Origin of the sequence: Bordetella genomosp. 5 (assembly GCF_002261475.1) — a bacterium.
Lineage (GTDB): Bacteria > Pseudomonadota > Gammaproteobacteria > Burkholderiales > Burkholderiaceae_B > Bordetella.
In genome coordinates this window covers 1-23,030 of record NZ_NEVN01000001.1, presented here as the reverse complement: position 1 = coordinate 23,030, position 23,030 = coordinate 1, and the positions used below count along the sequence as shown (strand labels likewise).

Below are 23,030 nucleotides of genomic sequence, written 5' to 3'. Positions count from 1 at the left end.
GTGAGAAAGCGGTCCGGCCGGAAGGGCCCGGGCCAGGTCGGAAGACCCGGAATCTTATACGGACGCCACCGGACGCGCGCCGTCGGCACGCCGCGATCGCCCGCCGCGCCGACGCGTACCCGTGCCGTTCGGGACCGGGCCTTGCCCTACAATGGAATATCCCCCGGCGCGCCGCGTGGACGCGACCTCTTATCTCACCGGGAGACGACATGGCACTGGACGCAAGCTACGAAAACGCCTATTCCGAGCAGCGCTTCTGGCGCAAGCTTGGCGGTCACGCCACCAAGGCGGGCCGGCAGGCACTCGAAAAATCCCTGTGGCTCTACTACGCGCTGCAGAACCCCGCCACGCCCAAGTGGGCACGCCGCGTGATCTATGGCGCGCTCGGCTACTTCATTCTGCCGCTGGACGCGATTCCCGATCTCGCGCCGCTCATTGGTTACACCGACGATCTGAGCGTGATGACGGCGGCGCTCGCCACCGTGGCCTTCACCATCGACGACAGCGTCAAGCAACAGGCCCGCGAGCGCCTCGCGGCATGGTTCGGTCCGGCGGAATCCGACCATCGTGCCGGCTGACGCCGCGGCGCCCGCCGCCTCCGATCGCACCACGCGCCCGACCCTCGGCCACTATTGGCTGGCCGAAGCCATCCGGCTGCGCGAAGAACACTGGGGCCCGCTCGAAGACGCCAGCGCCGTGCGGGTGGCGCGCAAGGCGCCCACGCTGTCCGACCGGATCCTGACGCGCGCCGCGCTGCTGGGCCGCCGGGAAGGGCTGGACACGCTGCTGGCCCGCTGGCGCCAATCGGCGTCGCTCGCATTTCTGGTGCTGACATTGCTCGTGCTGGGCGCAGGCGCGGCCACCGCTGCCGGCGCGCTCGGCGACGGCAGCCGCCCGGTCAACGTGCTGTGGGCGCTGGGCGCCCTGCTGGGCCTGCACGGCATCATGTTCCTGCTGTGGCTGGTCGGCATGCTGCTGCCCTTGCCCAAGGGCGCGACCGGCCTGGGCCGGATCTGGATGTGGGCCACGCGCCGCGTCGCGCGCGGTCCGGATGCCGCCTTGATTCCCCAAGCGCTGCTCAACCTGCTCGGCCGCGCGGGCGTGCTGCGGTGGCTGTTCGGCGCCGTGAGCCATCTGCTGTGGCTGGCCGCCATGCTGGCCGCGCTCGCCACGCTGCTCACGATCCTGTCGACGCAGAGCTATCGCTTCGTCTGGGCCACCACCTTGCTCGATCCGCAGGCCTTCGTGCAGCTCACGGCGCTGCTCGGCTGGTTTCCGGCGGCCCTGGGCTTCGCCTTGCCCGACCCGGCGTTCGTGGCCGCGAGCGACGGCACCACCGCCTTGCCCGCGATCGCGCAGACGCAATGGTCCATCTGGCTGATCGGCATGGTGGTCTGCTATGGCGTGCTGCCGCGCCTGCTCGCCGCCGCGCTCTGCCTGGGCATGTGCCTGCGCCGCGCGGCGCGGCTGCGCATCGACCCGGATCTGCCCGGCTACGCGGCCCTGCGCGACCGGCTGGAGCCGCCGGCGCAGCACACCGGCATCGATCGCCCGGCGGATCCCCTGCATTCGCCTCGCGTCACCGTGCGGCAAAGCCTGCCCGACCTGGGCCAGCGCCCGGTGCTCGCGGCGCTCGAGCTGCCGGACGACATCGCCTGGCCTCCCGCGCTCGCAAGCGCCAACGAGGCCGCGCATTACGACGCCGGCATGCTCGATGACCGTGAACAGCGCAATGCGCTCCTCGACGCGCTGGCCACGACGCCCGCGCCGCGGCTGCTGCTGGCCTGCGATGTCCGGCAGACGCCCGACCGAGGCACGCTTGCGCTGATCGCCGCGCTCTCCGCGCACGCCGGCCAGACCCGCGTCCTGCTGGTCTCGCCCGCCACCGACGAAGCGCGGGAGCTGTTGCAGACGCGGCGCCGGCAATGGCAGGAGCGCCTCGACGCGGCCGGGCTGCCGGAACAGGCATTGCATCAGCACACCGAGGCCGCGATCCGCTGGCTGGAGACGGGCCATGACTGACACCCTGCGTATCGCCGTGGTCGGCCACACCAACACCGGCAAGACCTCCCTGCTGCGTACGCTCACGCGCGACCCCCGATTCGGCGAGGTCGCCGATCAGCCCGGCACGACCCGGCATGTCGAGGGCGCGCGCCTCAGCGTGACCGGAGGTGGCGCGCTCGAGTGGTTCGACACGCCCGGCATGGAAGACAGCATCGCGTTGCTCGAGTATGTGGAGCAGCTTGCCGCGCCCGCACCCGGATCGACGCGCCCGACAGCGCAGGACGACGGCGCGGCTCACGCCACGCAGGATCCGTCGACGGCGTCCGAGCAGGCCACCCGCGAGCGGCTCGATGGCCCGGCGCGGATCCGGCGCTTTCTGGCTTCGCCCGAAGCGCATCGCCGCTTCGAACAAGAGGCCCGGGTGTTGGCCAAGCTGCTCGACTGCGACGCCGCGCTGTACGTGATCGATGCGCGCGACCCGGTGCTCGCCAAGCATCGCGACGAACTCGCACTGCTGGCCGCCTGTGGCCGCCCGCTGCTGCCGGTGCTGAACTTCGTCAACGCGCCGGCACATCGGGCACAGGCCTGGCGCGATGCGATGGCGCGGCTGGGCCTGCATGCGGTGCTCGAGTTCGATACCGTGGCACCCGCGCTCGACGGCGAGCAGCAGCTCTACGCGCGGCTCGCGGTCCTGCTGGATCGGCACGGGCCGATGCTGCAACGCCTGGCCGAACAACTCGCGCAAGGCCGCCAGGCACGGCGCGACACGGCGTATCGGCTTGCCGCTGAACTGCTGGTGGACGTGGCCGCGCTGCACCTCACGAGCGCCAACGACGACGCCACCCTGGCCGCCACCGCCGCGCAACTGCGCGACCGCGTGCGCGAACGCGAGCAGGCCTGCGTGACGGCACTGCTCGCGCTCTACAACTTCCGCGCCGACGATTACCACGCCGACGAACTCCCGCTCAGCGGCGAACGCTTCGGGCTGGATCTCTTTCACCCGCAAGCGCTCAAAAGCATGGGCGTGCAGGTCAGCATGGGCGCGGCCGCCGGCGCCATGGCGGGTGCAGCGGTCGATCTGCTGTCGGCCGGCCTGAGCCTGGGCACCGGCACCCTGATCGGCGCCGCCGCGGGCGGCCTGTGGCAAGGCGTCGAACGCTATGGCCGGCGCCTGGCAGGCAAGGTGCGCGGCTACCGCGAACTCAGCGTCGACGATCCCGTGCTGCGTCTGCTCGCGCTGCGCGCGCGCCAGCTCATCGCGGCGCTCGAACGCCGTGGCCACGCGGCGCGTGCGCCGCTGCAATTGCAGGCCCACACGGCGGGCGAGGCCACCACCGACGACGACTGGCGCCGCGCACCCTTGCCCGCGCCGCTCAAAGAAGCGCGCAGCCGCCCCGAGTGGTCGGCGTTGGCGCAGGGGCATGACGATGACGAACGGCGCAAGCAATGCGTCGCCGCGCTGGCCGGCCTGCTCATGCAGGATGAAGCACGCGGCACGTCGTCCCGCTAACCCGTGATAACCCCAATCCAAAACGATTGACGCTTAAACGAGCGCATCGATAAGATGCGCCTACATACCGAAGGACAACGGATCCTTCGCGTCTCAAGGGGTTGGTCTATCGTGTTGTCGAAGTCCAGCGCATCATTCATGCACGCCCTTACGCGGCGCGCCGCTCGCCTCGCCGCGAGCGTCTTCCCGTGCGACGCCTGCCGCGGCGTGCCCGGCGCCTGGCTGCCCGTCCCCCGCCTTTTCTTTCCTGCTCCCTAGCTGTACGCCTTGCCCGGCCGCGCCGTCGCGCCGCCGGGGCCTGTCTTTCAATTCAGCCGCAGACCGCGGCGCCATGGAGTTCAAGGGCTATGCGTATCAAACTCAATCTGAAGCAGACGGCGCTCGCCGTGGCCATGTGCGCCTGCGCGGGCGTGGCATTCACGGCCGAGGCCAAGACGCTGCGCTGGTCATACCAGGGCGATGCCACCTCGATGGATCCGATGGCGCTGAACGAGACGTTCACGCTCGGCTTCCAGGGCAACATCTACGAAACGCTGGCGGGCTACGACGGCAACCTCAAGCTGGTGCCGCTGCTGGCCGAGAGCTGGGAAAATCCGGAGCCCACCAAGTGGGTGTTCAAGCTGCGCAAGGGCGTCACGTTCCACGACGGCTCGCCCTTCACCGCCGACGATGTGATCTTCTCCTGGAAGCGCAGCCTCACGCCGGGCTCCGACATGAAGGGCTACGGCGCCAAGGCCTCCGAGATCCGCAAGGTCGACGACCACACGATCGAGGTGATCACGCCCACGCCCAATCCGATCCTGCCGCGCGAGTGGACCTTCCTCTACATCATGAGCAAGGCCTGGGCCGAGAAGAACAAGACCACCGAAGCCACCAACGTCAAGGGCGACAACCAGGGCAACTACGCCAACCTGCACGCCAACGGCACCGGCCCGTTCATGCTGACCGAGCGCCAGCCCGACGTGAAGACCGTGCTCAAGCGCTACGACGGGTACTGGAACAAGAACATCAAGAGCAATGTCACCGAGGTCGTGTTCCAGCCGATCACGCAGGAAGCCACCCGCGTGGCCGCGCTGATCTCCGGCGAGATGGACATCGTGCAGCCGGTGCCGGTGCAGGACTGGAAGCGCCTCGATGACGCGCCCGGCGTGAAGCCGCTGACCGCGCCCGAGGCCCGTGCCATCTTCATCGGCATGGACCAATCCCGCGACGAACTGCTCTTCTCCGACGTGAAGGGCAAGAACCCGTTCAAGGATGTGCGCGTGCGCGAGGCCGTCGTGCTGGCCGTGGACACCAAGGCGATCAACGACAAGATCATGCGCGGCGCGGCCAAGCCGCTGGGCTCGCTGGTGGCCACCGCCATCAACGGCTACGACGACTCCTACGGCACCCCGTTCAAGCCCGACGTCGAACGCGCCAAGAAGCTGCTTGCCGATGCCGGCTATCCCAAGGGCTTCACCGTGACGCTCGATTGCCCGAACGATCGCTACGTGAACGACGAAAAGGTGTGCCAGGCCGTGGCCGGCATGCTGGCGCGCGTGGGGATCAAGATCAACCTGTTGGCGCAGACCAAGTCCAAGTACTTCGGCAAGATCCTGCTGCAGGCCGGCAATCAGACCAGCATGTACATGCTGGGCTGGACACCGAGCTCGATCGACGCGCACAACGCGCTGCTCAACCTGGCCGCCTGCCGCGATTCCAAGACCGCGGCGGGGCAGTTCAACCTCGGCGGCTACTGCAACAAGCAGGTCGACGAGCTCACGACCAAGGTCGGCACCGAAACCGACCAGGCCAAGCGCAATGCCATGATCAAGGAAGCCTTCGAACTCGTCCGCAAGGACTGGGGCTACCTGCCGCTGCACCAGCAGCCGATGTCGTGGGGCGTCAAGGACGGCATCCAGCTGATCCAGCGGCCCGACGACGTGCTGGATCTGCGCAGCGTGGTGATGCCTTGACGCCGTTCCGTGGCTGGCGCGCCTGCGCGCCGGCCACGGCGGTGGTCGTTCCAACTTTCAGGGCCCCATAGATGCTAGGTTTCATTGCGCGGCGCCTGTTCCAGTCGCTGTTGGTCATGCTGGCGGTCGCGTTGATCGCCTTTTCGATGTTCCGCTATGTCGGGGATCCGGTCGCCAGTATGGTGGGCCAGGACACCACCGATGCGCAGCGCGCCGAGCTGCGCGAGCAACTCGGCCTGAACGATCCGTTCGTCGTGCAATACGCGCGCTTCGTCGCCAATGCCGCGCAGGGCGACTTCGGCATCTCGTATCGCCATCGACGGCCGGTATCGGATCTGATCGAAGAGCGGCTGCCCGCGACGCTCGAGCTCTCCTTCGTGTCGGCCGTCATGGCGCTCGCCTTCGGCATTCCGATGGGCATCTACACCGCGCTGCGACGCCACGGCGTGCTGTCCAAGGCCTTCATGGCCCTGTCGCTGGCCGGCATTTCGCTGCCGACCTTCCTGATCGGCATTCTGTTGATCCTTGTGTTCAGCGTCCAACTGCGCTGGCTGCCGAGCTTCGGCCGCGGCGACGTGCTATCGATCGGTGGCTGGACGACCGGCCTGCTCACGACCTCCGGGCTCGCCGCGCTGATCCTGCCCGCCATCACGCTCGCCCTGTTCCAGATGACGCTCATCATGCGGCTCGTGCGGGCCGAGATGCTGGAGGTGCTGCGCACCGACTTCATCAAGTTCGCCCGCGCGCGCGGCCTGCCCGAACGCCTCATCAACGTGCGCCACGCGCTGAAGAACACCATGGTGCCGGTGATCACCATCACCGGCTTGCAGCTGGGCTCCATCATCGCGTTCGCGATCATCACCGAAACGGTGTTCCAGTGGCCGGGCATGGGCCTGCTCTTCATTCAGGCCATCAGCATGGTCGACATCCCCGTCATGGCGGCCTATCTGGTGTTGATCGCCTTCTTCTTCGTGGTGATCAATCTCATCGTCGATCTGCTGTATTTCGTCGTCGATCCGCGCCTGCGCGTGCAAAGCAAATAAGGACAGGCCATGACCACACCCATCGCCGCTCCGTCGCGGCTGAGCGCCTGGCTGACCCGTGCCGCCGACAGCGACGTCTGGCACAGCTTCAAGCAATCACCCAGCGCGATCATCTCGGCGGCCATCACCCTGTTGATCGTGCTGGGCGCCGTGTGCGCGCCGCTCGTGGCGCCGCACAATCCGTTCGATCTCGCGTCGCTCAACATCATGGACGCCAACACACCGCCCGCCTGGGCCGAAGAGGGCAGCGCGAGCTTCCTGCTCGGCACCGACGACCAGGGGCGCGACGTGCTGTCGGCCATCCTCTACGGCTCGCGCGTGTCGCTGCTGGTGGGTTTCGCCTCGGTGCTGTTCTCGATGGTGCTGGGCGTCACGCTCGGCCTCATCAGCGGCTACGCGGGCGGGCGCGTCGATAGTTTCATCATGCGCGTGGCCGACGTGCAGCTGTCGTTCCCGGCCATCCTGGTCGCGCTGCTGATCGACGGCGTGGCCCGCGGTCTGCTGCCGCGCGACATGCACAACGATCTCGCCATTTACGTGCTGGTGTTCGCCATCGGCATTTCGGGTTGGGTGCAGTACGCACGCACGGTGCGCGGCTCGACGCTGGTCGAGCGCAACAAAGAATATGTCCAGGCCGCCCGCCTGATCGGCATCCGCCCGTTCACCATCCTGCGCCGGCACATCCTGCCCAACGTCATGGGACCGGTGCTGGTGATCGCCACCATCCATCTCGCTGTCGCCATCATCACCGAGGCCACGCTCTCGTTCCTGGGCGTGGGGGTTCCGCCGACGGCGCCGTCGCTCGGTACGCTGATCCGCATCGGCAACAGCTATCTCTTCTCCGGCATGTGGTGGATCTCGATCTTCCCCGGCATCGCGCTCGTGATGCTGGTGCTGTCGGTCAATCTGCTGGGCGACTGGCTGCGCGACGCGCTCAACCCCAAGCTGCGCTAGGGCGCCTCAGGAACAACACATGGCCTTGCTCGACATCGACCATATCCGCATCGAGTTCCCGAGCCGCCGCGGCACGCTGGTGGCGATCGACGACGTCTCGCTCTCGCTCGAAAAGGGCGAGATCCTCGGCATCGTGGGCGAATCGGGTGCCGGCAAATCCACCATCGGCAATGCCGTGATCGGCCTGCTCGAAGCGCCCGGCCGCGTGACGGGCGGCGAGGTCAACCTCGACGGCCAGCGCATCGACACGCTCAAGCCCGCCGAGCAACGCAAGGTGCGGGGCCGGCGGATCGGCATGATCTTCCAGGACCCGCTGACCTCGCTCGACCCCCTGCAGACGGTGGAGAGCCAGCTCGTCGAAACCATGCGGGTGCATCTGGACCTCACCGTGGAGCAGGCGCGCGCCCGCGCCGTCGAGCTGCTGATCCAGGTGGGTATCGATCAGCCCGAGCTGCGCGTGAAGCAGTATCCGCACCAGTTTTCGGGAGGCATGCGCCAGCGCGTGGTGATCGCGCTGGCCTTGTGCTGCGAGCCGGAGGTGATCATCGCCGACGAGCCCACCACGGCGCTCGACGTGTCGATTCAGGCGCAGATCCTGGCGCTGCTGCGCAAGCTCTGCAAAGAGAAGCAGGTCGGCATGATCATCATCACGCACGATATGGGGGTGATTGCGGACATCACCGATCGCGTGGCGGTGCTGTATCGCGGCAAGCTGGTCGAGCAGGGGCCCACACGCAAGATCCTGGGCGACCCCGACCATCCCTACACCCGCAGCCTGATCTCGGCCGTGCCCCGGCCCGACGTGAAACTGCGGCGCTTTCCGCTGGTGACCTACATCGAAGACGTGCGCCATGCGCGCGTCGAGCTCGATCTCGCGACCCACTGGCTCGGACAGCGCCGCGACTTCGGTCAGCAGCACGACGGGCCGCTGGTACAAGTGCGGCAGCTCGGCATGCGCTTCGTGCTCAGGCCCGCGCTGCTGCCGCGCAACCGGCGCACGCTCGACGCCGTCAAACAGCTCGACCTCGATATCGGCGAAGGCGAAGTCTTCGGCCTCGTAGGCGAATCGGGCTCGGGCAAGTCCACGGTCGCGCGCCTCATCAGTGGCCTCTACACGCCCACCTCGGGCGTGGTGCGCTTCGCCGGCACCGAGCTCACCGGCCTGAAAGACGAGCGCAAGCTCAACGCGTTCCGGCGCCAGATCCAGATGGTGTTCCAGGATCCGTATTCGTCATTGAATCCGCGCATGCGCGTGCTCGACATCGTGGCGGAGCCGATCCGCTTTCACCGCCTGGCCGCCAGCGAAGACGAGGCGCGCCGCATCGTGGCCGATCTGCTCGACGTCGTGGGCCTGGGCGCGCAGGCGGCGCTGCGTTATCCGCATGAATTCTCGGGCGGGCAGCGCCAGCGCATCTGCATCGCACGCGCACTCGCCACGCGCCCCCGCTTTCTGATCTGCGACGAGCCGACCTCGGCGCTCGATGTCTCGATCCAGGCGCAGATCCTGAATCTGCTGAAAGACCTGCAGGAGCAGCTGAGCCTCACCATGCTGTTCATCAGCCATGACCTGCCCGTGATCCGCCAGATGTGCGATCGCGTCGGCGTGATGCGGCATGGCGAGCTGCTCGAGGTGGCCGACACCGAGACGCTGTTCGAGTCCCCCCGGCACCCCTACAGCCAGCACCTGCTGGGCCTGATGCCTAAACTGCAGGCGATGTCGCAGGCCGGGCTCGAAGTCGAGGCTTGAGCGCGTTCTTCACGGCTTCTGGCAGGCCTGCGTTCCCTGCGCGATGGCCTGCGCCAGCTGCGCGATCGTGTCGGGCCGCGCCAACCGCACCTCTTCGTCGGGATTGACGATCACGCCGGCCTCCACGAGCACGGCCGCCATCGGCGCCGTGCGCAGCACCGCGAGCCCATCGTAGCGGTGGATCCCCAGGCGCCGGTCGACGAACGGCCGATTCTCTCCCTCGATCGGCTCGGCGTGATACTCCGACGGCTTCTCGCCGGCGGCCAGCAGCTGTTCGCCGATCGCGCGGGCGCAGGCCAGGCTTTGCTCATAGCGCGGATTCTTCTCCGACACGAACAGCGCGAAGCCGGCGAACTCGCGCTGCCGCCCCGCGTCGATATAGTGCTGCTGCATCGAGTCGTGATGGATCGACACGAAGAAATCCGCGCCGGGCGTGCGGGTCGCGCGTTGGGTGAGCGCGATCTCCTTGCCGTCGGCCGCCACACGCGTCACGGTGGCGCCCAGCGCCTTCAAGTCGCGCGCCACGGCATCGCTCAGGTCGAGGTTGTAGAGATACTCGACCCGGCCACTGGCGCCGGTCGCGCCGGGCCGCTTCGGGGTGTGCCCCGTGTCGACCACGATGTGAGCCGCCAGCGCGGGCTGGACGAATGCACTCAGAAGGACCAGCCAGGCCGCGCAGGCTGCACGGCGTGCCGACGTACGGTTCAACGAAGGAAACAACGGAGCATCCTCGGAAGGCGAAAAGGGGCGGCGCGCGACCACGCCGGCTGCGCGGGATTCTCGCCCACGGGGAGGCCCGCGGCAAATGCCGGAATCGCGCGTTTGGCCGCCCGAGCGGGCGGGCTGTCTTGCATGGTTACAACTATGGCCGCTGCAGTGCAGCAGGCGGCTGGCCTTCAGCTACAATTCCAGCCCGTGTGCAGTGCCAATCGGCACACGTCATTCGGGGCGCACGCCGCCCCGTCCGGCACAACCGCCGGCTCATCCCTTTATCTCCTCACACGTTGCCTGGATTGGAGTCACTCAACTTGAGCGACAGGCTGCCGCTGGAGTTGTTTTTTGACTACCTCTTCCACTTTCGCCGACCTCGGGCTGGCTGATTCGCTTTTGCGCGCAATCGCCGACACGGGCTATACCGCACCCACCCCGATCCAGGCTCAGGCGATTCCGCTGGTGCTGCAGGGAGGCGACCTGTTGGCCGCCGCCCAGACCGGCACCGGCAAAACGGCTGGCTTCACGCTGCCGATCCTGCATCTGCTGTCCACAAGCAAGCCCGAGCTGCGCAAGCCGGGACGCCCGCGCTGCCTCATTCTCACGCCCACCCGCGAACTGACCGCCCAGGTGGCCGAGTCGGTCCAGGTGTACGGCAAGCACACCAACCTGACCTCGATGGTCATGTTCGGCGGTGTGAACATCAATCCCCAGATCTCCGCGCTGCGCAAGCCGCTCGACATCCTGGTCGCCACCCCCGGCCGCCTGCTCGATCACGCGGGCCAGAAGACGGTCGATCTGTCGGGCGTCGAGATCCTCGTGCTCGACGAAGCCGACCGCATGCTCGACATGGGCTTCATCCGCGATATCCGCAAGGTCCTCGCGCTGCTGCCCAAGACGCGCCAGAACCTGCTGTTCTCGGCCACGTTCTCCGACGAGATCCGTGCGCTGGCGCACGGCGTGCTCAAGAACCCGGGCGAAGTCTCGGTCACCCCGCGCAACACCGCGACCGAACTCGTGACGCAGACCGTGCACATGGTCGCCCAGCATCACAAGCGCGACCTGGTCAGCCACCTGATCCGCGAAAGCGGCTGGCACCAGGTACTGGTGTTCACGCGTACCAAGCACGGCGCCAATCGCCTGGCCGAAAAGCTCGTCAAGGACGGCCTGACCGCCGCCGCGATCCACGGCAACAAGAGCCAATCGGCCCGCACGCGCGCGCTGGCCGGCTTCAAGGACAGCACCGTCACCGTGCTGGTCGCCACCGACATCGCCGCGCGGGGCCTGGACATCGATCAACTGCCGCAAGTCGTCAACTTCGAACTGCCCAACGTGCCCGAAGATTACGTGCACCGTATCGGCCGTACCGGCCGTGCCGGCGCCACCGGCGCGGCGGTCTCGCTGGTCGATGAGAGCGAAGTCAAACTGCTCAAGGCCATCGAACGCCTGATCAAGAAGACCATCGAGCGCAAGACCGTCGAAGGCTGGGTCCCGCCCGTGGGCGTCTCGGCCGAGCGCGAGCGCGACGAGGAAGACGAAGAGCGCGGCTTCGGCCGTGGCCGCCCTGGTGGCCGCGGTGGCCGCGACGGCGGCCGGGGGCAGCGCAGCAGCGCCCCCGCACGTGGCGAAGGCCGCCCGGCGCAACCGCGCCAGGGCGCCAAGCCCGCGGGCCGTCCGGCCGGTCAGGGCGGCGAACGCCGCAACGACGCCTCGGGTGCCGCGCCGCGCGGCGACGGTGGCCGCGCCTCGGCGCCGCGCCACGCTGCCGGTGGCAACGACGCCGCGCGCAGCCGTCCGGCCGCGCCCCGCGGTGGCCGTGCGCCCAGCGGCAACGGCCGCGGCGGCGTGCTGCTCGGCAAGTAAGGACCCGACCGCGACCGCGCAAGACCAGAGATCATCATGACGCTATCCACCTGGCTGACCTTTTTCGTCGCCTCCTGGGCGATCTCGTTTTCGCCCGGGGCCGGGGCCATCTCGGCCATGTCGTCCGGATTGAAGTACGGTTTTGCGCGCGGTTACTGGAACACGGCCGGCCTCATTCTGGGCATCCTGTTCCAGTTCCTGATCGTGGCGGTCGGCCTCGGTGCCGTGCTCGCCACCTCCGAGCTGGCCTTCACGCTCGTCAAGTATCTTGGCGTGGCGTACCTGATCTATCTGGGCTGGCGCCAGATCCGCACCGACGCCGCCCCGGTGGCCGTCGATGCGGGCGATCCGCAGCGCGCGTCGATCCGCGAGCTCGTCATGCGCGGTTTCCTGATCAACACCATGAACCCCAAGGGCACGGTGTTTCTGCTGGCCGTGGTGCCGCAGTTCGTGGATCCGGCGCAACCGCTGAGCATGCAATACGTGACGCTCGCCGGCACCCTGGCGTTCACCGATCTGGTCGCGATGGGCGTGTACACGCTGCTCGCGGCCAAGGTGCTGCGCATGCTGCGCGAGGCGCGCCACATCCGCTGGATGAATCGCGTGTTCGGCTCGCTGTTCATCCTGGCCGGCGTGTTCCTCGCGACGTTCCGGCGCCATTCCTGAGCCTGCATCGCACGCCGGGGCGCGGTGTGCGCCTCTGTACAATCCTTCGACCATGACCATACCCAACGAAGTCGCGCGGCGACGTACCTTCGCCATCATCTCCCACCCGGACGCGGGCAAGACCACGCTGACCGAAAAGCTCCTGCTGTTCGCAGGCGCGATCCAGATCGCCGGCAGCGTCAAGGCGCGCAAGGCGTCGCGCCACGCCTCGTCCGACTGGATGGAGATCGAAAAGCAGCGCGGCATTTCGGTGGCCTCGTCGGTGATGCAGATGGAATATCGCGACTGCGTCATCAACCTGCTCGACACGCCGGGTCACCAGGACTTCTCCGAAGACACCTATCGCGTGCTCACGGCCGTCGACGCGGCGCTGATGGTGATCGACGCCGCGAACGGCGTCGAGCCGCAGACCATTCGCCTGCTGCAGGTCTGTCGGGCGCGTAACACGCCCATCATCACGTTCATCAACAAGATGGACCGTGAAGTGCGCGAGCCGCTCGAACTGCTCTCCGAGATCGAAGCGCATCTGGGCATGGACGCGGTGCCGTTCTCGTGGCCGGTGGGCATGGGCAAGGCGTTTGGCGGCGTGTTCGACATCCGCCGCGACCGCATGCGCCTGTTCCGCGCCGGTCAGGAGCGCCGCAACGACGACGACGAATTCATCGAAGGGCTGAGCAATCCGGCGATCGCCGAGCGCTTCGGCTCGTCGTTCGAACAAGCCTCGGGCGAGATCGAGCTGATCAACGAAGCCGCGCCGGCCTTCGACCACGAGGCCTTCCTCGCGGGCAGGCAGACGCCGGTTTTCTTCGGCTCGGCCATCAACAACTTCGGCGTCCAGGAAGTCCTGGACGCGCTGGTCGAGCTGGCGCCGCCGCCCGGCGCGCGCATGGCCATGGAGCGCGAGGTCAAGCCCGAAGAGCCCAAGTTCACGGGCCTGGTCTTCAAGGTGCAGGCCAATATGGACCCGGCGCACCGCGACCGCGTGGCGTTCGTGCGCGTGAGTTCGGGCCGCTTCGAACGCGGCATGCGCCTGAAGGTCGTGCGCACCAACAAAGAAACCCGTCCCAACAACGTGGTGTCGTTCCTGTCGCAGCGGCGCGAGCTGCTCGACGAGGCCTATGCCGGCGACGTGATCGGCATTCCCAACCACGGCGTCCTGCAACTGGGCGACGTGCTGACGGAAGGCGAGAGCCTGCATTTCACGGGTCTGCCGTTCTTCGCGCCCGAGCTGTTCCAGGCCGTCGAAGTGAAGGATCCGCTGCGCACCAAACAGCTGCGCATCGGCCTGACCCAGCTGGGCGAAGAAGGCGCGATTCAGGTCTTCCGACCCGAGGCCGCCGGCGGTTCGCTGCTGCTCGGCGCGGTGGGCCAACTGCAGTTCGAAGTGGTCGCGCATCGCCTCAAAACCGAATACGGCGTGGAGGCGCGCATGATGCCTTCGCGCTACACCATGGCGCGCTGGATCACCTCCGAAGATCCCCGCGCGCTGCGTAAGTTCATGGATGCCAATGCTGCCCATATCGCCTATGATGTGGTCGATGCCGCGGCATTCCTGATCGGGTCGCCCGCGCAATTGCGGGTCGCTGAAGAGCTGTATCCGGATGTGAAGTTCCACGCCATGCGCGAGCATGGCGGTAAGGTATTCGGAGACAAGGCCTGACCCGGTCGTACCGTGAAGTGAAGAGGGTAGCAATGTCCTGGCGTTTATTGATCGCAACGCTTTTGATCGCTCTGGGCGCAGCCGCCTGGGGCGGCCTGCAACTTGGTGACTGGCTGGTGGCGCACGCCCCTGTGGCCGCCCCGGCCCCTGGCCAGGACGGCGATGGCTCGCAGCAGCCTGTCCTCGATGCCAACGGCAGGCCCTATACCGCGCAACCACCGCAGCCGCGTGTCGACGGCACGCTCGGCGTGCCCGAACAGGGTCCGCCGCGTGAATGGCAGGTCAACACGGTGTCGCTGTTCGACTCGAACAGCGATCCCAACGTGCAGATTTCGCGCGACACCATTTCGATGGATCGCGCGCGCGAGATCGCGGCCAATTCCGATGTGCCGCTGCCGTCCGGTGCGTCCGACGTCACCACGCTGGATGTGCAATCGCAGAATCAGCTCGGCATCCCGGTGCCGCAGATTCCCAGCAACGGCAATCAGGTCCAGCAGAATCCGCCGGTCGCCCTCCAGAATGTGCCGGGGTCGGTGTCCAACCGCGGCGCGGCTCCCGCAGCCGGCTGGCAGGGCGCGCTGCGCCAGGAACTGGCCGAGTGCGCGAAGCAGGGCTTCTTCGATCGCCCGAGCTGCTCCTGGAACGCCCGCAATAAATACTGCGCGCCCAACCGCGCCTGGGGCACCATCGCCGAATGCCCGTCGCGCCCCTGAGCACGTCGGCATCGCGCCAAACCCCGCCTCGGCGGGGTTTTTTATTGCCCGCGCCGGTCACCGGTCGCGAGTCGCCGGTCGCGGTCGCCCCGCGGCGGCACCTTCGATCAGCTTGGCGACCATGACGCCGCGCCGTGCGGCGTGGGCCAAACACAAACCCCCGGCCTCGCGCGAGGACCGGGGGTTTGGGCAAGACAGGTGCGGGGTGCGAAACGAAGCCGCACCCGCGGCGATCAGCCTTCGACTTCCATCTGGCTCTGCAGGTAGTTTTGCAGGCCGACCTGATCGATCAGGCCGATCTGGGTCTCGAGATAGTCGATGTGCTCTTCGGTGTCGTCGAGGATGTCCTGCAGCAGATCGCGCGAGACGTAGTCACGCACGGACTCACAGTGAGCGATGCCGTCCTTGACCGTTTGCTGGGCGCCTTGCTCCAGCTTCAGGTCACAGGCGAGCAGCTCGGGCACGTCTTCGCCGATCATCAGCTTGTGCAGGTCTTGCAGGTTGGGCAGACCATCGAGCATGAAAATGCGCTCGATCAGGCGGTCGGCGTGCTTCATTTCGCCGATCGACTCTTCGTATTCTTTCTTGCCCAGTTTCTTCAGGCCCCAATGATTCAGCATGCGCGCATGCAGGAAGTATTGGTTGATGGCCGTCAACTCGTTGGTGAGTTGCTTGTTGAGATACTGGATGACGGTTTTATCGCCTTTCATGATGGACTCCTTATGCGGTCTGGCGCGCGCTAGGCCGCGCGGTACCACTACGCATGCGGCTTGCGACATGCGCAACCCCGGCAGACTAACACTGCCCGGCAGGCCGCGCCTAGCCTTGCTCTGCATTTGGTAAACCGTTTTACGAGCGCAACAAGAAAGCGATAAGAAAATGAGAATGAGTCTGCATGCTGGATGCGTTGGACACCTAATCACGCCATGTGGTGGTCTACGGCATGAGCTTGATGAAAAACGCGCGCCGATAATGCCGCAAGCGCTTCCAGACTCACGCCGCGCAGTGCAAATATGTGCGCCCTTTTTTGGCAAACGCGCGGCGTTGGCTCAGGCCAACAAATAAGGCAATTGCACGTCAGGTGCGCGCACGCGTGGCAAGCCAGATACCCAGCGCGATCGGCACGATGCCCAGCAGATCGATCCACGATACCGGCTCGCGCAATATCGCCCAGCCAAACAACAAGCCCAACGGCGGCATCAGAAAATGCAGCGCGCTGGCCGAGGTGGCGCTGGTGCGGCTCAGAATGCGGAACCAGAGGTAATAGCTGCCCATCGACACGGCGACGATGGTATAGAGCATGCTCAGCACCAGCGACAGCGTGAGATGGGCGTCGCCGATCGACTCCGTGGCGAGCGCAAAGGGCAGCACCACCAGGCAGCCGGCGAGCGACTGCACGCCCGTCGCGGTCCAGAGATCCGCGCTGGGACGGGCGCGCTTGTAGCAGAGCGTGCCCAGCACCAGCGCCAGCAGTCCGCCGCAGACCATCAGGGTGCCTTCCAACGCTTCGTGCCCGCCTTGCAGGCGTGAGCGCAGCACGATCATCACGCCGACCAGGCCGAGGCACAGGCCCGCCAGCTTGCGCATCGTCAGGCGCTCTCCCAGCATCGGGCCGGCGAGAATGCCGATGAGAAGGGGATTGGTGCTGATCAGCACGGCCGCGAAGGCCGACGACACCGTTGCCATGCCGCTCCAGCTCAACCCGAGATAAATGCCGTTGTTGAGCGCACCGAGACCGGCCAGCACCGCCAGGTCGCGCGCGCCCGGCAGGCGCCACGCCCGCGTCAGCATGGCCACGCCCAGCATGAGCACGCCGGCGATGGCGAAGCGGATGCTCAGCAGCGTGAGCGGCGGACAGTCGCGCAGCGCGATCTTGGCCGCCGCGAACGCCGAGCTCCACAGCACACAGAACAGCGCGATCATGCCCCAGGCCGTGCGGCCCTCGTCGGGGGAGGCGGTCGGAGCGGAGATCGGGGTCGAGTTCATGACGGGAAGCGGGCAACCTGCCGCGGGGGCCAGCCCGGCGGGCAAGGCGTCAGGCGCATTCTGTGCCTGCCCTAATCCATTGACAAACGCTTTATTCCGATCAAAAGTATTTGAAAAATCGATGGGTGATCCCCCCCACCATGGACCTCGACCTGCTCCACAGTTTCGTCTCCGTCGTCGACGCGGGCGGCTTCACCCGTGCCGGCGAACGCGTGCATCGCACGCAATCCACCGTCAGCCAGCAGATTCGCAAGCTCGAGGCCGACCTGGGCTGCGCGCTTTTCGTGCGCGAAGGCAGGCAGGTGCGCCTCACCGAAGACGGCGAACGCCTGCTCGGCTATGCGCGGCGCATGCTGGCGCTCTCGACCGAGCTGCGGGTGGCCGTGGGCGGACAGGAGCGGGTGGAGGTGGTGCGGCTGGGCATTCCGGATGATTTTGCGGTGGCGCCGCTCACCGAGCTCGTGGCCGACTATGCCCGCACGCAACCGCAGGCGCGGCTCGCCGTCCGCTGCGATCTGAGCGTGGCGCTGGTCCGCGCGATGAGCCGTGGCGAGCTGGATGTGGTGCTCCACAAGCGCGAACCCGAAGGCGGCTCGTGCATCGCCGCCTGGCCCGAACAACTGCTGTGGCTGGGCAGCGACGCCAGCGTGCTGCTGCCTCTACCCGACCCCGTGCCGCTGGTCGTGTTTCCGCAAGGCTGCCTGTACCGCAACCGCGCGATCCATGCGCTCGAATCCGCCGGCCTGCGCTGGCGCATCAGCTACGAAAGCCCCAATCTGCACGGCCTGCAGGCCGCGCTGGCGGGCGGGCTGGGGGTGGCGCTGCTGGAGGCCCGCTGTCAGGCCGCCGGACTGCGCCACGACGAGCGCCTGCCGGCGCCCGCCCCGAGCGAGCTGGCCTTGCGCGTGGCGCCCGATGCCGGGCCTGCCGCGCACGGGCTGGCGGCGCGCATCCAGGCATTCTGCAATCAGGGAGCCGGCAGGGCGCCGCTGCGTCAGGTGGCCTGAGCGCGGCGCGGCCAAGGCGCCTGGCGACGCACCCCACTCACAGGCGAACGGGCAGCAAAAGGCCCTCGGGCGTCAGGCGGCATGCATGACGGCGAGGGCCAGGGATTCGGGGGTCGGCGAGCGAGGGGCCTGAGTGCCCGGGGCCCGCCGCGAGCGCGCGGAATCAGGCGGCGGCGACCAGCGGGATCGGGAACGCGCGCAACGGCGAATTGGCCGCGGCGGCTTCGGTATCGACGCCGGCGTTGGCGGCCAGCGCGTCGGCCTCGAGCATCGCGGGCGGCGCATTGACCGGCACCGCGAGCGAACGGACATCGCACACGCTGGAGCTGCGTCCACCGGGCAGGTATTCCGTAGCCGTGGAGGCGCAACGTCCGCAGCAGGATGCGACACCCAGCTCGAATTGCAAGTCGCCCAGAGTAGCGGCCCCGGAATCCACGCAGGCGCGGATCTGGCGTTCGGTGACCGCATTGCAGATACAAACGTACATGCGAATGATTATCGAAAATAAATCAGTCGGACGCAAGCCTTTCCGCAGGAAATATTTGCAACGCGTTTCGAGGCTATGTCTTTGAAATAAGGGACAAAAGTGCGGGGCGCGTGCCCGGACGGCGATCCCCAGGCTTACCCCGCAGCGCAGCATTGCAGGCGTCTAATCCGTCACTTTTTGGCCCGGGATCCGGGCCAAACCGCGCCCCGCCCGGCCCGCTCAGCGCGCCGAGGCCTGGGCCTTGCGAACGGCCGCGGGCGCGATGCGCAGCGCTTCGCGGTACTTGGCCACGGTGCGGCGCGCGATCACGATGCCGCGGTCGGCCAGGCGCTCCATGATCTGGCTGTCCGACAGAGGCTTGGCGCGGTTTTCTTCGGCGACCATCTGGCGGATGTGGGCCTGCACGGCGGTGGCGGAGGCGGAATCACCGCTCTCGGTGGCCAGCCCCGTGCCGAAGAAGCGTTTGAGCTCCAGCGTGCCGAACGGCGTCAGCATGTACTTCTGGGTCGTGGCGCGCGAGATGGTGGACTCGTGCAGGCCGAGCTCGCTCGCGATGTCCTTGAGGATGAGCGGACGCATGGCCGACGGCCCCTGGCTGAAGAACGCGTCCTGGTGCACCACGATGGCCTGCGACACGCGCAGGATGGTGTCGAAGCGCTGCTCCACGTTGCGGATCATCCAGCGCGCCTGCTGCAGCTGCGACTGCAGGCCCGCATGGCTGGATTCGCGCTGGTTGCCCAGCATCTGCGCATACAGCCCGTTGATCTGCAGCCGGGGCACCACGGCACTGTTGAGCACCGCCTGCCAGCCATGACGCCCCTTGCGCACGATCACGTCGGGAATGGCGTAGTCGGCGGCGGGCACCGTCCAGGCGCGGCCGGGACGCGGCTCGAGCCGCAGGATGAGCGCGTGGGCGCCACGCAGGGTCGCGTCATCGGTCGAGAGCGCCTCCCGCAGCCGGGCGGGGTTGCCGGTGGCGAGCAGGGCCAGGTGGCGCGCGCAGATCTCGCGAGCACAGGCCAGCACGGCGGGGTTGACCGCCTCGGGCAGGCGCACCGGGTCGGGGTGGCGCAATTGCAACAGCAGACATTCGGCCATGTCTCGGGCGCCGATACCGGGGGGGTCGAACGATTGCAGCAGTGTCAGCGCCGCGCGCAGTTCGTCTTCGTCGACCTCGAGCTCGGCGGGCAGCCAGCTCAGGATTTCGTCGAGCGGCGAGCCCAGATAGCCGTTGTCATCGAGCTCGTCGATCAGCAGCGACACCAGCGCCAGGTCGCGCGGCGCGGCGCGGGTGAGGGCGAGCTGTGCGATCAGATGCTCGCGCAGCGTGTCGTCGCGCGCCTGCTGCGGCGTCTCGCTGTCGTCGTCGGGATACACCCCGCCCGAGCCGGGCATCTCGTCGATCCGCAGCTCGGTGTCGGGCGCATCGTCGCTTTCGACGCTGGCTTCGCGTTGCGGATCGGCGTTTTCGGCCTGAGCGCTCGTGTCTTCGTCGCGTTCAAGCAACGGATTGTCGGCGAGGACCTGGGAGATCTCCGCCTCGAGCTCGAGCGACGACAACTGCAGCAGCCGGATGGACTGTTGCAGTTGGGGGGTCAGCGTCAGATGCTGACCAGGACGCAGTTCTAGTGCGGGACGAGTCATAGGTACAATATTTTGCATGATGAATCCCACTTCGCCCGAACGCATTCGCCAGGACAGCCGGTTGATCGGCCAAACCTTGCTGAAATTAGCGGCCCCCCGCCTCACCGTCCGGGCGATCGTCATCGCCGTGGCGGTCGTGATCTGGCTGCTCGCCGCCTCCTGGTTGCTGGCCTTCGGCCGCAATCTGTCGTTCGAGGGCCTGCATTCGATGGGCCAGCAGGCCGTCGACATGCTGACCCGCTACAACCCGATCTTCTGGTGGATCGTGGTCGGCATCTGGACGCTGATCGTGTTCTTCGCGGTGCGTGCCTGGCTCATGGCCGATATGGCCGCCGCCCGCGCCCGCATGCTGCCCACCGGCGTGCTGGCGCAATTGCGCCCGCAGCTCAGCGACGAGACCGTCGCCGTGCTGCGCTGGACCTGGGGCGATCGCGACGAACCCTTCACGGTCGGCGACCTGCAGCGCGCCCGTACCGAGCTGCGTCATAACCGCATCGGCAAGCTCGCCGCCGTGGCCGAGCAGTCCGTCATTCTCGATACCCCCGCCGTGGCCGACGCCAGCCGCGGCCGCCCCGAGGCCGACCGGGTCCGCCCCTCGGGCCGCTATGTCGAGCCGCGCCTGAACGACGATCCCGATCGCTGAGCGTCGCCGCGATCCGCAATCCCAGTGCAGAGGCCGGTATCCCGATCCGGCACGACAGGATTGCACGGGCCGAAAAAATATGTTTGACTAGCGTCTATGGCCGCTCAACGCACCTCTTTCGCGCACACCACCGGAGCCTTCCGTGCTTCGGTCGGCGGCCTGCGTCCTGCTCACGCCCCTCTCGCACAGCTCGCCCGCGCCGCCTTCGTGCCCGCTGCCGGCGCGCTATCGCTATCGCTACGCCTACCGATCGGTTGCCGGGCCTAGTGCCCCAGTGGTAGCTCGGCAACCCGACGTTCGTCCTTCTACGTTCGTCTCGTGTTCGCCACACACAAGCATTCCGACCGCGCCGCGCCCAAAAGCGCAACGCCGACCCACTTGAATCCGCGTTAAAACCGAATCCGGCCGCCATCCTGGCCACCGCACACGGACCGCCATCCTGGTCTGTCGCGCAGGGAAGTTCCCGGGATTCACAAGATACCGACCGAGGTGTACCGATGATGCTCGCCAACCCCGCCACCAAGTACGTACCGTTCAAGCCGTTCGCCCGTGATTTTTCCGAGCGCACCTGGCCCAGCCGCCGCATCGAGCAGCCGCCGATCTGGATGAGCACCGACCTGCGCGACGGCAACCAGGCTTTGATCGAGCCGATGAGCGTGGAGCGCAAGCTGCGCTTCTTCGAGCAGCTCGTGAAGATCGGCTTCAAGGAGATCGAGGTGGGTTTCCCCTCCGCCTCGCAGACCGACTTCGACTTCGTGCGCAAGCTCATCGAAGAAAACCGCATTCCCGATGACGTGAAAATCATCGTGCTGACGCAGGCCCGCGAAGACCTGATCTCGCGCACCGCCGACGCGGCAGCCGGCGCCAAGCAGGCCATGATCCACCTGTACAACGCCGTGGCGCCCGCGTTCCGCAAGGTGGTGTTCGCGATGTCGAAAGACGAGATCAAGAACATCGCCGTGACCGGCACGCGGCTGATCAAGCAGCACATGACGCGTCATCCCCAGACCCAATGGAGCTACGAGTACTCGCCCGAGGTGTTCTCGACCACCGAACCCGAGTTCGCACTCGAAGTGGCCAACGCCGTGGCCCGCGAATGGGACGCCACGCCCACCCGCAAGCTCACGCTCAACCTGCCCGCCACCATCGAGGCGACCACGCCCAACATGTACGCGGACCAGATCGAGTGGATGCACAACAATCTCGAGCGCCGCGACAGCATCATCCTGAGCGTGCACCCGCACAACGACCGCGGCACGGCCGTGGCCGCCGCCGAGTTCGCCGTGATGGCGGGCGCCGACCGCATCGAAGGATGCCTGTTCGGTAGCGGCGAGCGCACCGGCAACGTCGACCTGGTCACGCTCGCGCTCAACCTCTACACGCAGGGCGTGCATCCCGGCCTGGACTTCTCCGACATCGACGAAGTTCGCCGTTGCGCCGAATACTGCAATCAGTTGCCCGTGCACCCGCGTCACCCCTATGCCGGCGACCTGGTCTTCACGGCGTTCTCCGGTTCGCACCAGGACGCCATCAAGAAGGGCTTCGCGCTGCAGAAGGCCGATGCGGTCTGGGAAGTGCCGTACCTCCCGATCGACCCCGCCGACCTGGGCCGCAGCTACGACGCGGTGATTCGCGTGAACAGCCAGTCGGGCAAGGGCGGCGTGTCGTACCTGCTCGAACAAGAGCACGGCCTGGTGTTGCCGCGCCGTCTGCAGATCGAATTCAGCCGCGCCATCCAGCGCGTCACCGACGAAACCGGCCGCGAGGTCAACAGCGCCGACGTCTACACGATCTTCAAGTCCGAGTACCTGGACCAGCGCACGCCCTGGAAGCTGATTCGCCATCGCATCGACGGCGATCCCAGCGCGGGCGAAGGCAAGCACTTCAGCATCCAGGCCGAACTCGAATACAACGGCGAGCGTCGCATCGTCACGGGTACCGGCGACGGCGCCATCTCGGCTTTCGTGGCCGCGCTGGGCGCACCGGTACGCATCATGGATTACCACGAGCATGCCATCGGCACCGGCACGGATACGCGCGCGGCGAGCTATGTGGAGCTGCGCGTAGGCGACTCGTCCACCGGCTTCGGCGTGGGCATCGATCGCGACATCGTGACGGCGTCGTTCCAGGCTGTCCTGAGCGCCGTGAACCGCCACATCACCAGCCAGGGCGAAATGCCCGTGGCGCAGGAGGCCGAGGCCGCCTGAGTACCTGGCACGAGGGCCGCGCGCGGCGTATCGCGCGCGCGGCAGCGGCAAGCCCCGTCCCACAAGGCCGGTGGTGCAGCACCCAAGAGACAAACCCGGCGGATGAACTGACCCCCAGAAGTTGGATGGTCAGAAGCTAAAGCCCGAAGGCCTGAGCTCGGTATTGCACCGGGCTCAGGCCTTTTAGCTTGAGCTTGATGCGGTCGTGATTGTAGTAACGGATGTACTGC

General features: G+C 67.1%; 20 protein-coding genes. 14 read left to right on the top strand and 6 right to left on the bottom strand.

All coding sequences use genetic code 11. The features are described from left to right. The first annotated feature begins 209 nt into the window (after positions 1–209). From CEK29_RS00100 to CEK29_RS00070, 7 genes are all read left to right on the top strand, one after another. Positions 210–578 carry a YkvA family protein gene (locus CEK29_RS00100; protein ID WP_094798190.1) on the top strand — a complete coding sequence of 123 codons (369 nt, stop codon included), beginning with the start codon at positions 210–212 and terminating at the stop codon, positions 576–578. Further along, positions 568–2,022 carry a DUF2868 domain-containing protein gene (locus CEK29_RS00095; protein WP_094857021.1) on the top strand — a complete coding sequence of 485 codons (1,455 nt, stop codon included), beginning with the start codon at positions 568–570 and terminating at the stop codon, positions 2,020–2,022. The genes CEK29_RS00100 and CEK29_RS00095 overlap by 11 nt, the downstream gene beginning before the upstream one ends. After that, complete coding sequence (locus CEK29_RS00090) at positions 2,015–3,514, top strand: GTPase/DUF3482 domain-containing protein (RefSeq protein ID WP_094857020.1); 1,500 nt, start codon at positions 2,015–2,017, stop codon at positions 3,512–3,514. Before CEK29_RS00095 ends, CEK29_RS00090 begins: the two co-directional genes overlap by 8 nt. A gap of 347 nt (positions 3,515–3,861) precedes the next feature. Next, entirely contained in the window at positions 3,862–5,469 is a 1,608-nt protein-coding gene (locus CEK29_RS00085; protein WP_094857019.1) for an ABC transporter substrate-binding protein, read from the top strand. Positions 5,470–5,540: 71 nt separating this feature from the next. Beyond that, positions 5,541–6,512: an ABC transporter permease gene (locus CEK29_RS00080; protein WP_094798186.1), complete on the top strand. Its 972-nt coding sequence runs from the start codon at positions 5,541–5,543 to the stop codon at positions 6,510–6,512. A 9-nt stretch (positions 6,513–6,521) separates the two neighbouring features. Beyond that, positions 6,522–7,466, top strand: coding sequence for an ABC transporter permease (locus CEK29_RS00075; protein WP_094798185.1), 945 nt, complete (start codon positions 6,522–6,524; stop codon positions 7,464–7,466). Positions 7,467–7,485: 19 nt separating this feature from the next. Continuing rightward, positions 7,486–9,213 carry a dipeptide ABC transporter ATP-binding protein gene (locus tag CEK29_RS00070; protein ID WP_094798184.1) on the top strand — a complete coding sequence of 576 codons (1,728 nt, stop codon included), beginning with the start codon at positions 7,486–7,488 and terminating at the stop codon, positions 9,211–9,213. Positions 9,214–9,222: 9 nt separating this feature from the next. On the opposite strand, the gene CEK29_RS00065 is transcribed toward CEK29_RS00070, so the two are convergent. Continuing rightward, entirely contained in the window at positions 9,223–9,879 is a 657-nt protein-coding gene (locus CEK29_RS00065) for an N-acetylmuramoyl-L-alanine amidase family protein (RefSeq protein ID WP_255176059.1), read from the bottom strand. A gap of 393 nt (positions 9,880–10,272) precedes the next feature. On the opposite strand from CEK29_RS00065, the gene CEK29_RS00060 reads away from it, so the two are divergent. Genes CEK29_RS00060 through CEK29_RS00045 form a run of 4 tightly spaced genes read left to right on the top strand, consistent with a single transcriptional unit; the run spans position 10,273 to position 14,826 of the window. Further along, positions 10,273–11,787, top strand: coding sequence for a DEAD/DEAH box helicase (locus CEK29_RS00060; protein WP_141218281.1), 1,515 nt, complete (start codon positions 10,273–10,275; stop codon positions 11,785–11,787). Positions 11,788–11,823: 36 nt separating this feature from the next. Then, positions 11,824–12,453, top strand: coding sequence for a LysE family translocator (locus CEK29_RS00055; protein WP_094798182.1), 630 nt, complete (start codon positions 11,824–11,826; stop codon positions 12,451–12,453). 52 nt (positions 12,454–12,505) lie between these two features. Beyond that, positions 12,506–14,113, top strand: a complete 1,608-nt coding sequence (locus CEK29_RS00050; protein ID WP_094798181.1) for a peptide chain release factor 3 — start codon at positions 12,506–12,508, stop codon at positions 14,111–14,113. Between the two features lie 32 nt (positions 14,114–14,145). Then, the gene (locus CEK29_RS00045; RefSeq protein ID WP_094798180.1) at positions 14,146–14,826 is read left to right on the top strand and encodes a hypothetical protein; all 681 of its coding nucleotides are present in this window, start codon (positions 14,146–14,148) and stop codon (positions 14,824–14,826) included. Between the two features lie 233 nt (positions 14,827–15,059). Here CEK29_RS00045 and bfr read toward each other — a convergent pair whose 3' ends face one another. Next, a complete protein-coding gene (gene bfr / locus CEK29_RS00040; protein ID WP_094798179.1) occupies positions 15,060–15,536 on the bottom strand; it encodes a bacterioferritin in 477 nt (158 codons plus the stop codon). 367 nt (positions 15,537–15,903) lie between these two features. After that, complete coding sequence (locus CEK29_RS00035; RefSeq protein ID WP_094798178.1) at positions 15,904–16,812, bottom strand: DMT family transporter; 909 nt, start codon at positions 16,810–16,812, stop codon at positions 15,904–15,906. 140 nt (positions 16,813–16,952) lie between these two features. Here CEK29_RS00035 and CEK29_RS00030 point away from each other — a divergent pair, with 140 nt between their 5' ends. Then, on the top strand, positions 16,953–17,819 hold the full coding sequence (locus CEK29_RS00030; protein WP_094798177.1) for a LysR family transcriptional regulator: 867 nt from the start codon (positions 16,953–16,955) through the stop codon (positions 17,817–17,819). Between the two features lie 163 nt (positions 17,820–17,982). Here the strand turns inward: CEK29_RS00030 and CEK29_RS00025 are convergent, their stop codons facing one another. Then, positions 17,983–18,306, bottom strand: coding sequence for a (2Fe-2S)-binding protein (locus tag CEK29_RS00025; RefSeq protein WP_094798176.1), 324 nt, complete (start codon positions 18,304–18,306; stop codon positions 17,983–17,985). 219 nt (positions 18,307–18,525) lie between these two features. After that, positions 18,526–19,950, bottom strand: a complete 1,425-nt coding sequence (gene rpoN, locus CEK29_RS00020) for an RNA polymerase factor sigma-54 (RefSeq protein ID WP_440588294.1) — start codon at positions 19,948–19,950, stop codon at positions 18,526–18,528. A 16-nt stretch (positions 19,951–19,966) separates the two neighbouring features. On the opposite strand from rpoN, the gene CEK29_RS00015 reads away from it, so the two are divergent. Then, a complete protein-coding gene (locus tag CEK29_RS00015; protein ID WP_170948357.1) occupies positions 19,967–20,593 on the top strand; it encodes a hypothetical protein in 627 nt (208 codons plus the stop codon). Between the two features lie 497 nt (positions 20,594–21,090). Then, positions 21,091–22,800 carry a 2-isopropylmalate synthase gene (gene leuA / locus CEK29_RS00010; protein WP_094798174.1) on the top strand — a complete coding sequence of 570 codons (1,710 nt, stop codon included), beginning with the start codon at positions 21,091–21,093 and terminating at the stop codon, positions 22,798–22,800. A 136-nt stretch (positions 22,801–22,936) separates the two neighbouring features. Here leuA and CEK29_RS00005 read toward each other — a convergent pair. Next, the coding region (locus tag CEK29_RS00005; protein ID WP_141218280.1) for an IS3 family transposase at positions 22,937–23,030 on the bottom strand (94 nt) is incomplete at its 5' end.

Coding starts and splice junctions, on each gene's coding strand:
- CEK29_RS00100 (WP_094798190.1), top strand. CDS start 210: ATGGCACTGGACGCAAGCTACGAAAACGCCTATTCCGAGCAGCGCTTC.
- CEK29_RS00090 (WP_094857020.1), top strand. CDS start 2,015: ATGACTGACACCCTGCGTATCGCCGTGGTCGGCCACACCAACACCGGC.
- CEK29_RS00085 (WP_094857019.1), top strand. CDS start 3,862: ATGCGTATCAAACTCAATCTGAAGCAGACGGCGCTCGCCGTGGCCATG.
- CEK29_RS00080 (WP_094798186.1), top strand. CDS start 5,541: ATGCTAGGTTTCATTGCGCGGCGCCTGTTCCAGTCGCTGTTGGTCATG.
- CEK29_RS00075 (WP_094798185.1), top strand. CDS start 6,522: ATGACCACACCCATCGCCGCTCCGTCGCGGCTGAGCGCCTGGCTGACC.
- CEK29_RS00070 (WP_094798184.1), top strand. CDS start 7,486: ATGGCCTTGCTCGACATCGACCATATCCGCATCGAGTTCCCGAGCCGC.
- CEK29_RS00055 (WP_094798182.1), top strand. CDS start 11,824: ATGACGCTATCCACCTGGCTGACCTTTTTCGTCGCCTCCTGGGCGATC.
- CEK29_RS00050 (WP_094798181.1), top strand. CDS start 12,506: ATGACCATACCCAACGAAGTCGCGCGGCGACGTACCTTCGCCATCATC.
- CEK29_RS00045 (WP_094798180.1), top strand. CDS start 14,146: ATGTCCTGGCGTTTATTGATCGCAACGCTTTTGATCGCTCTGGGCGCA.
- bfr (WP_094798179.1), bottom strand. CDS start 15,536: ATGAAAGGCGATAAAACCGTCATCCAGTATCTCAACAAGCAACTCACC.
- CEK29_RS00035 (WP_094798178.1), bottom strand. CDS start 16,812: ATGAACTCGACCCCGATCTCCGCTCCGACCGCCTCCCCCGACGAGGGC.
- CEK29_RS00030 (WP_094798177.1), top strand. CDS start 16,953: ATGGACCTCGACCTGCTCCACAGTTTCGTCTCCGTCGTCGACGCGGGC.
- CEK29_RS00025 (WP_094798176.1), bottom strand. CDS start 18,306: ATGTACGTTTGTATCTGCAATGCGGTCACCGAACGCCAGATCCGCGCC.
- rpoN (WP_440588294.1), bottom strand. CDS start 19,950: ATGACTCGTCCCGCACTAGAACTGCGTCCTGGTCAGCATCTGACGCTG.
- CEK29_RS00015 (WP_170948357.1), top strand. CDS start 19,967: ATGATGAATCCCACTTCGCCCGAACGCATTCGCCAGGACAGCCGGTTG.
- leuA (WP_094798174.1), top strand. CDS start 21,091: ATGATGCTCGCCAACCCCGCCACCAAGTACGTACCGTTCAAGCCGTTC.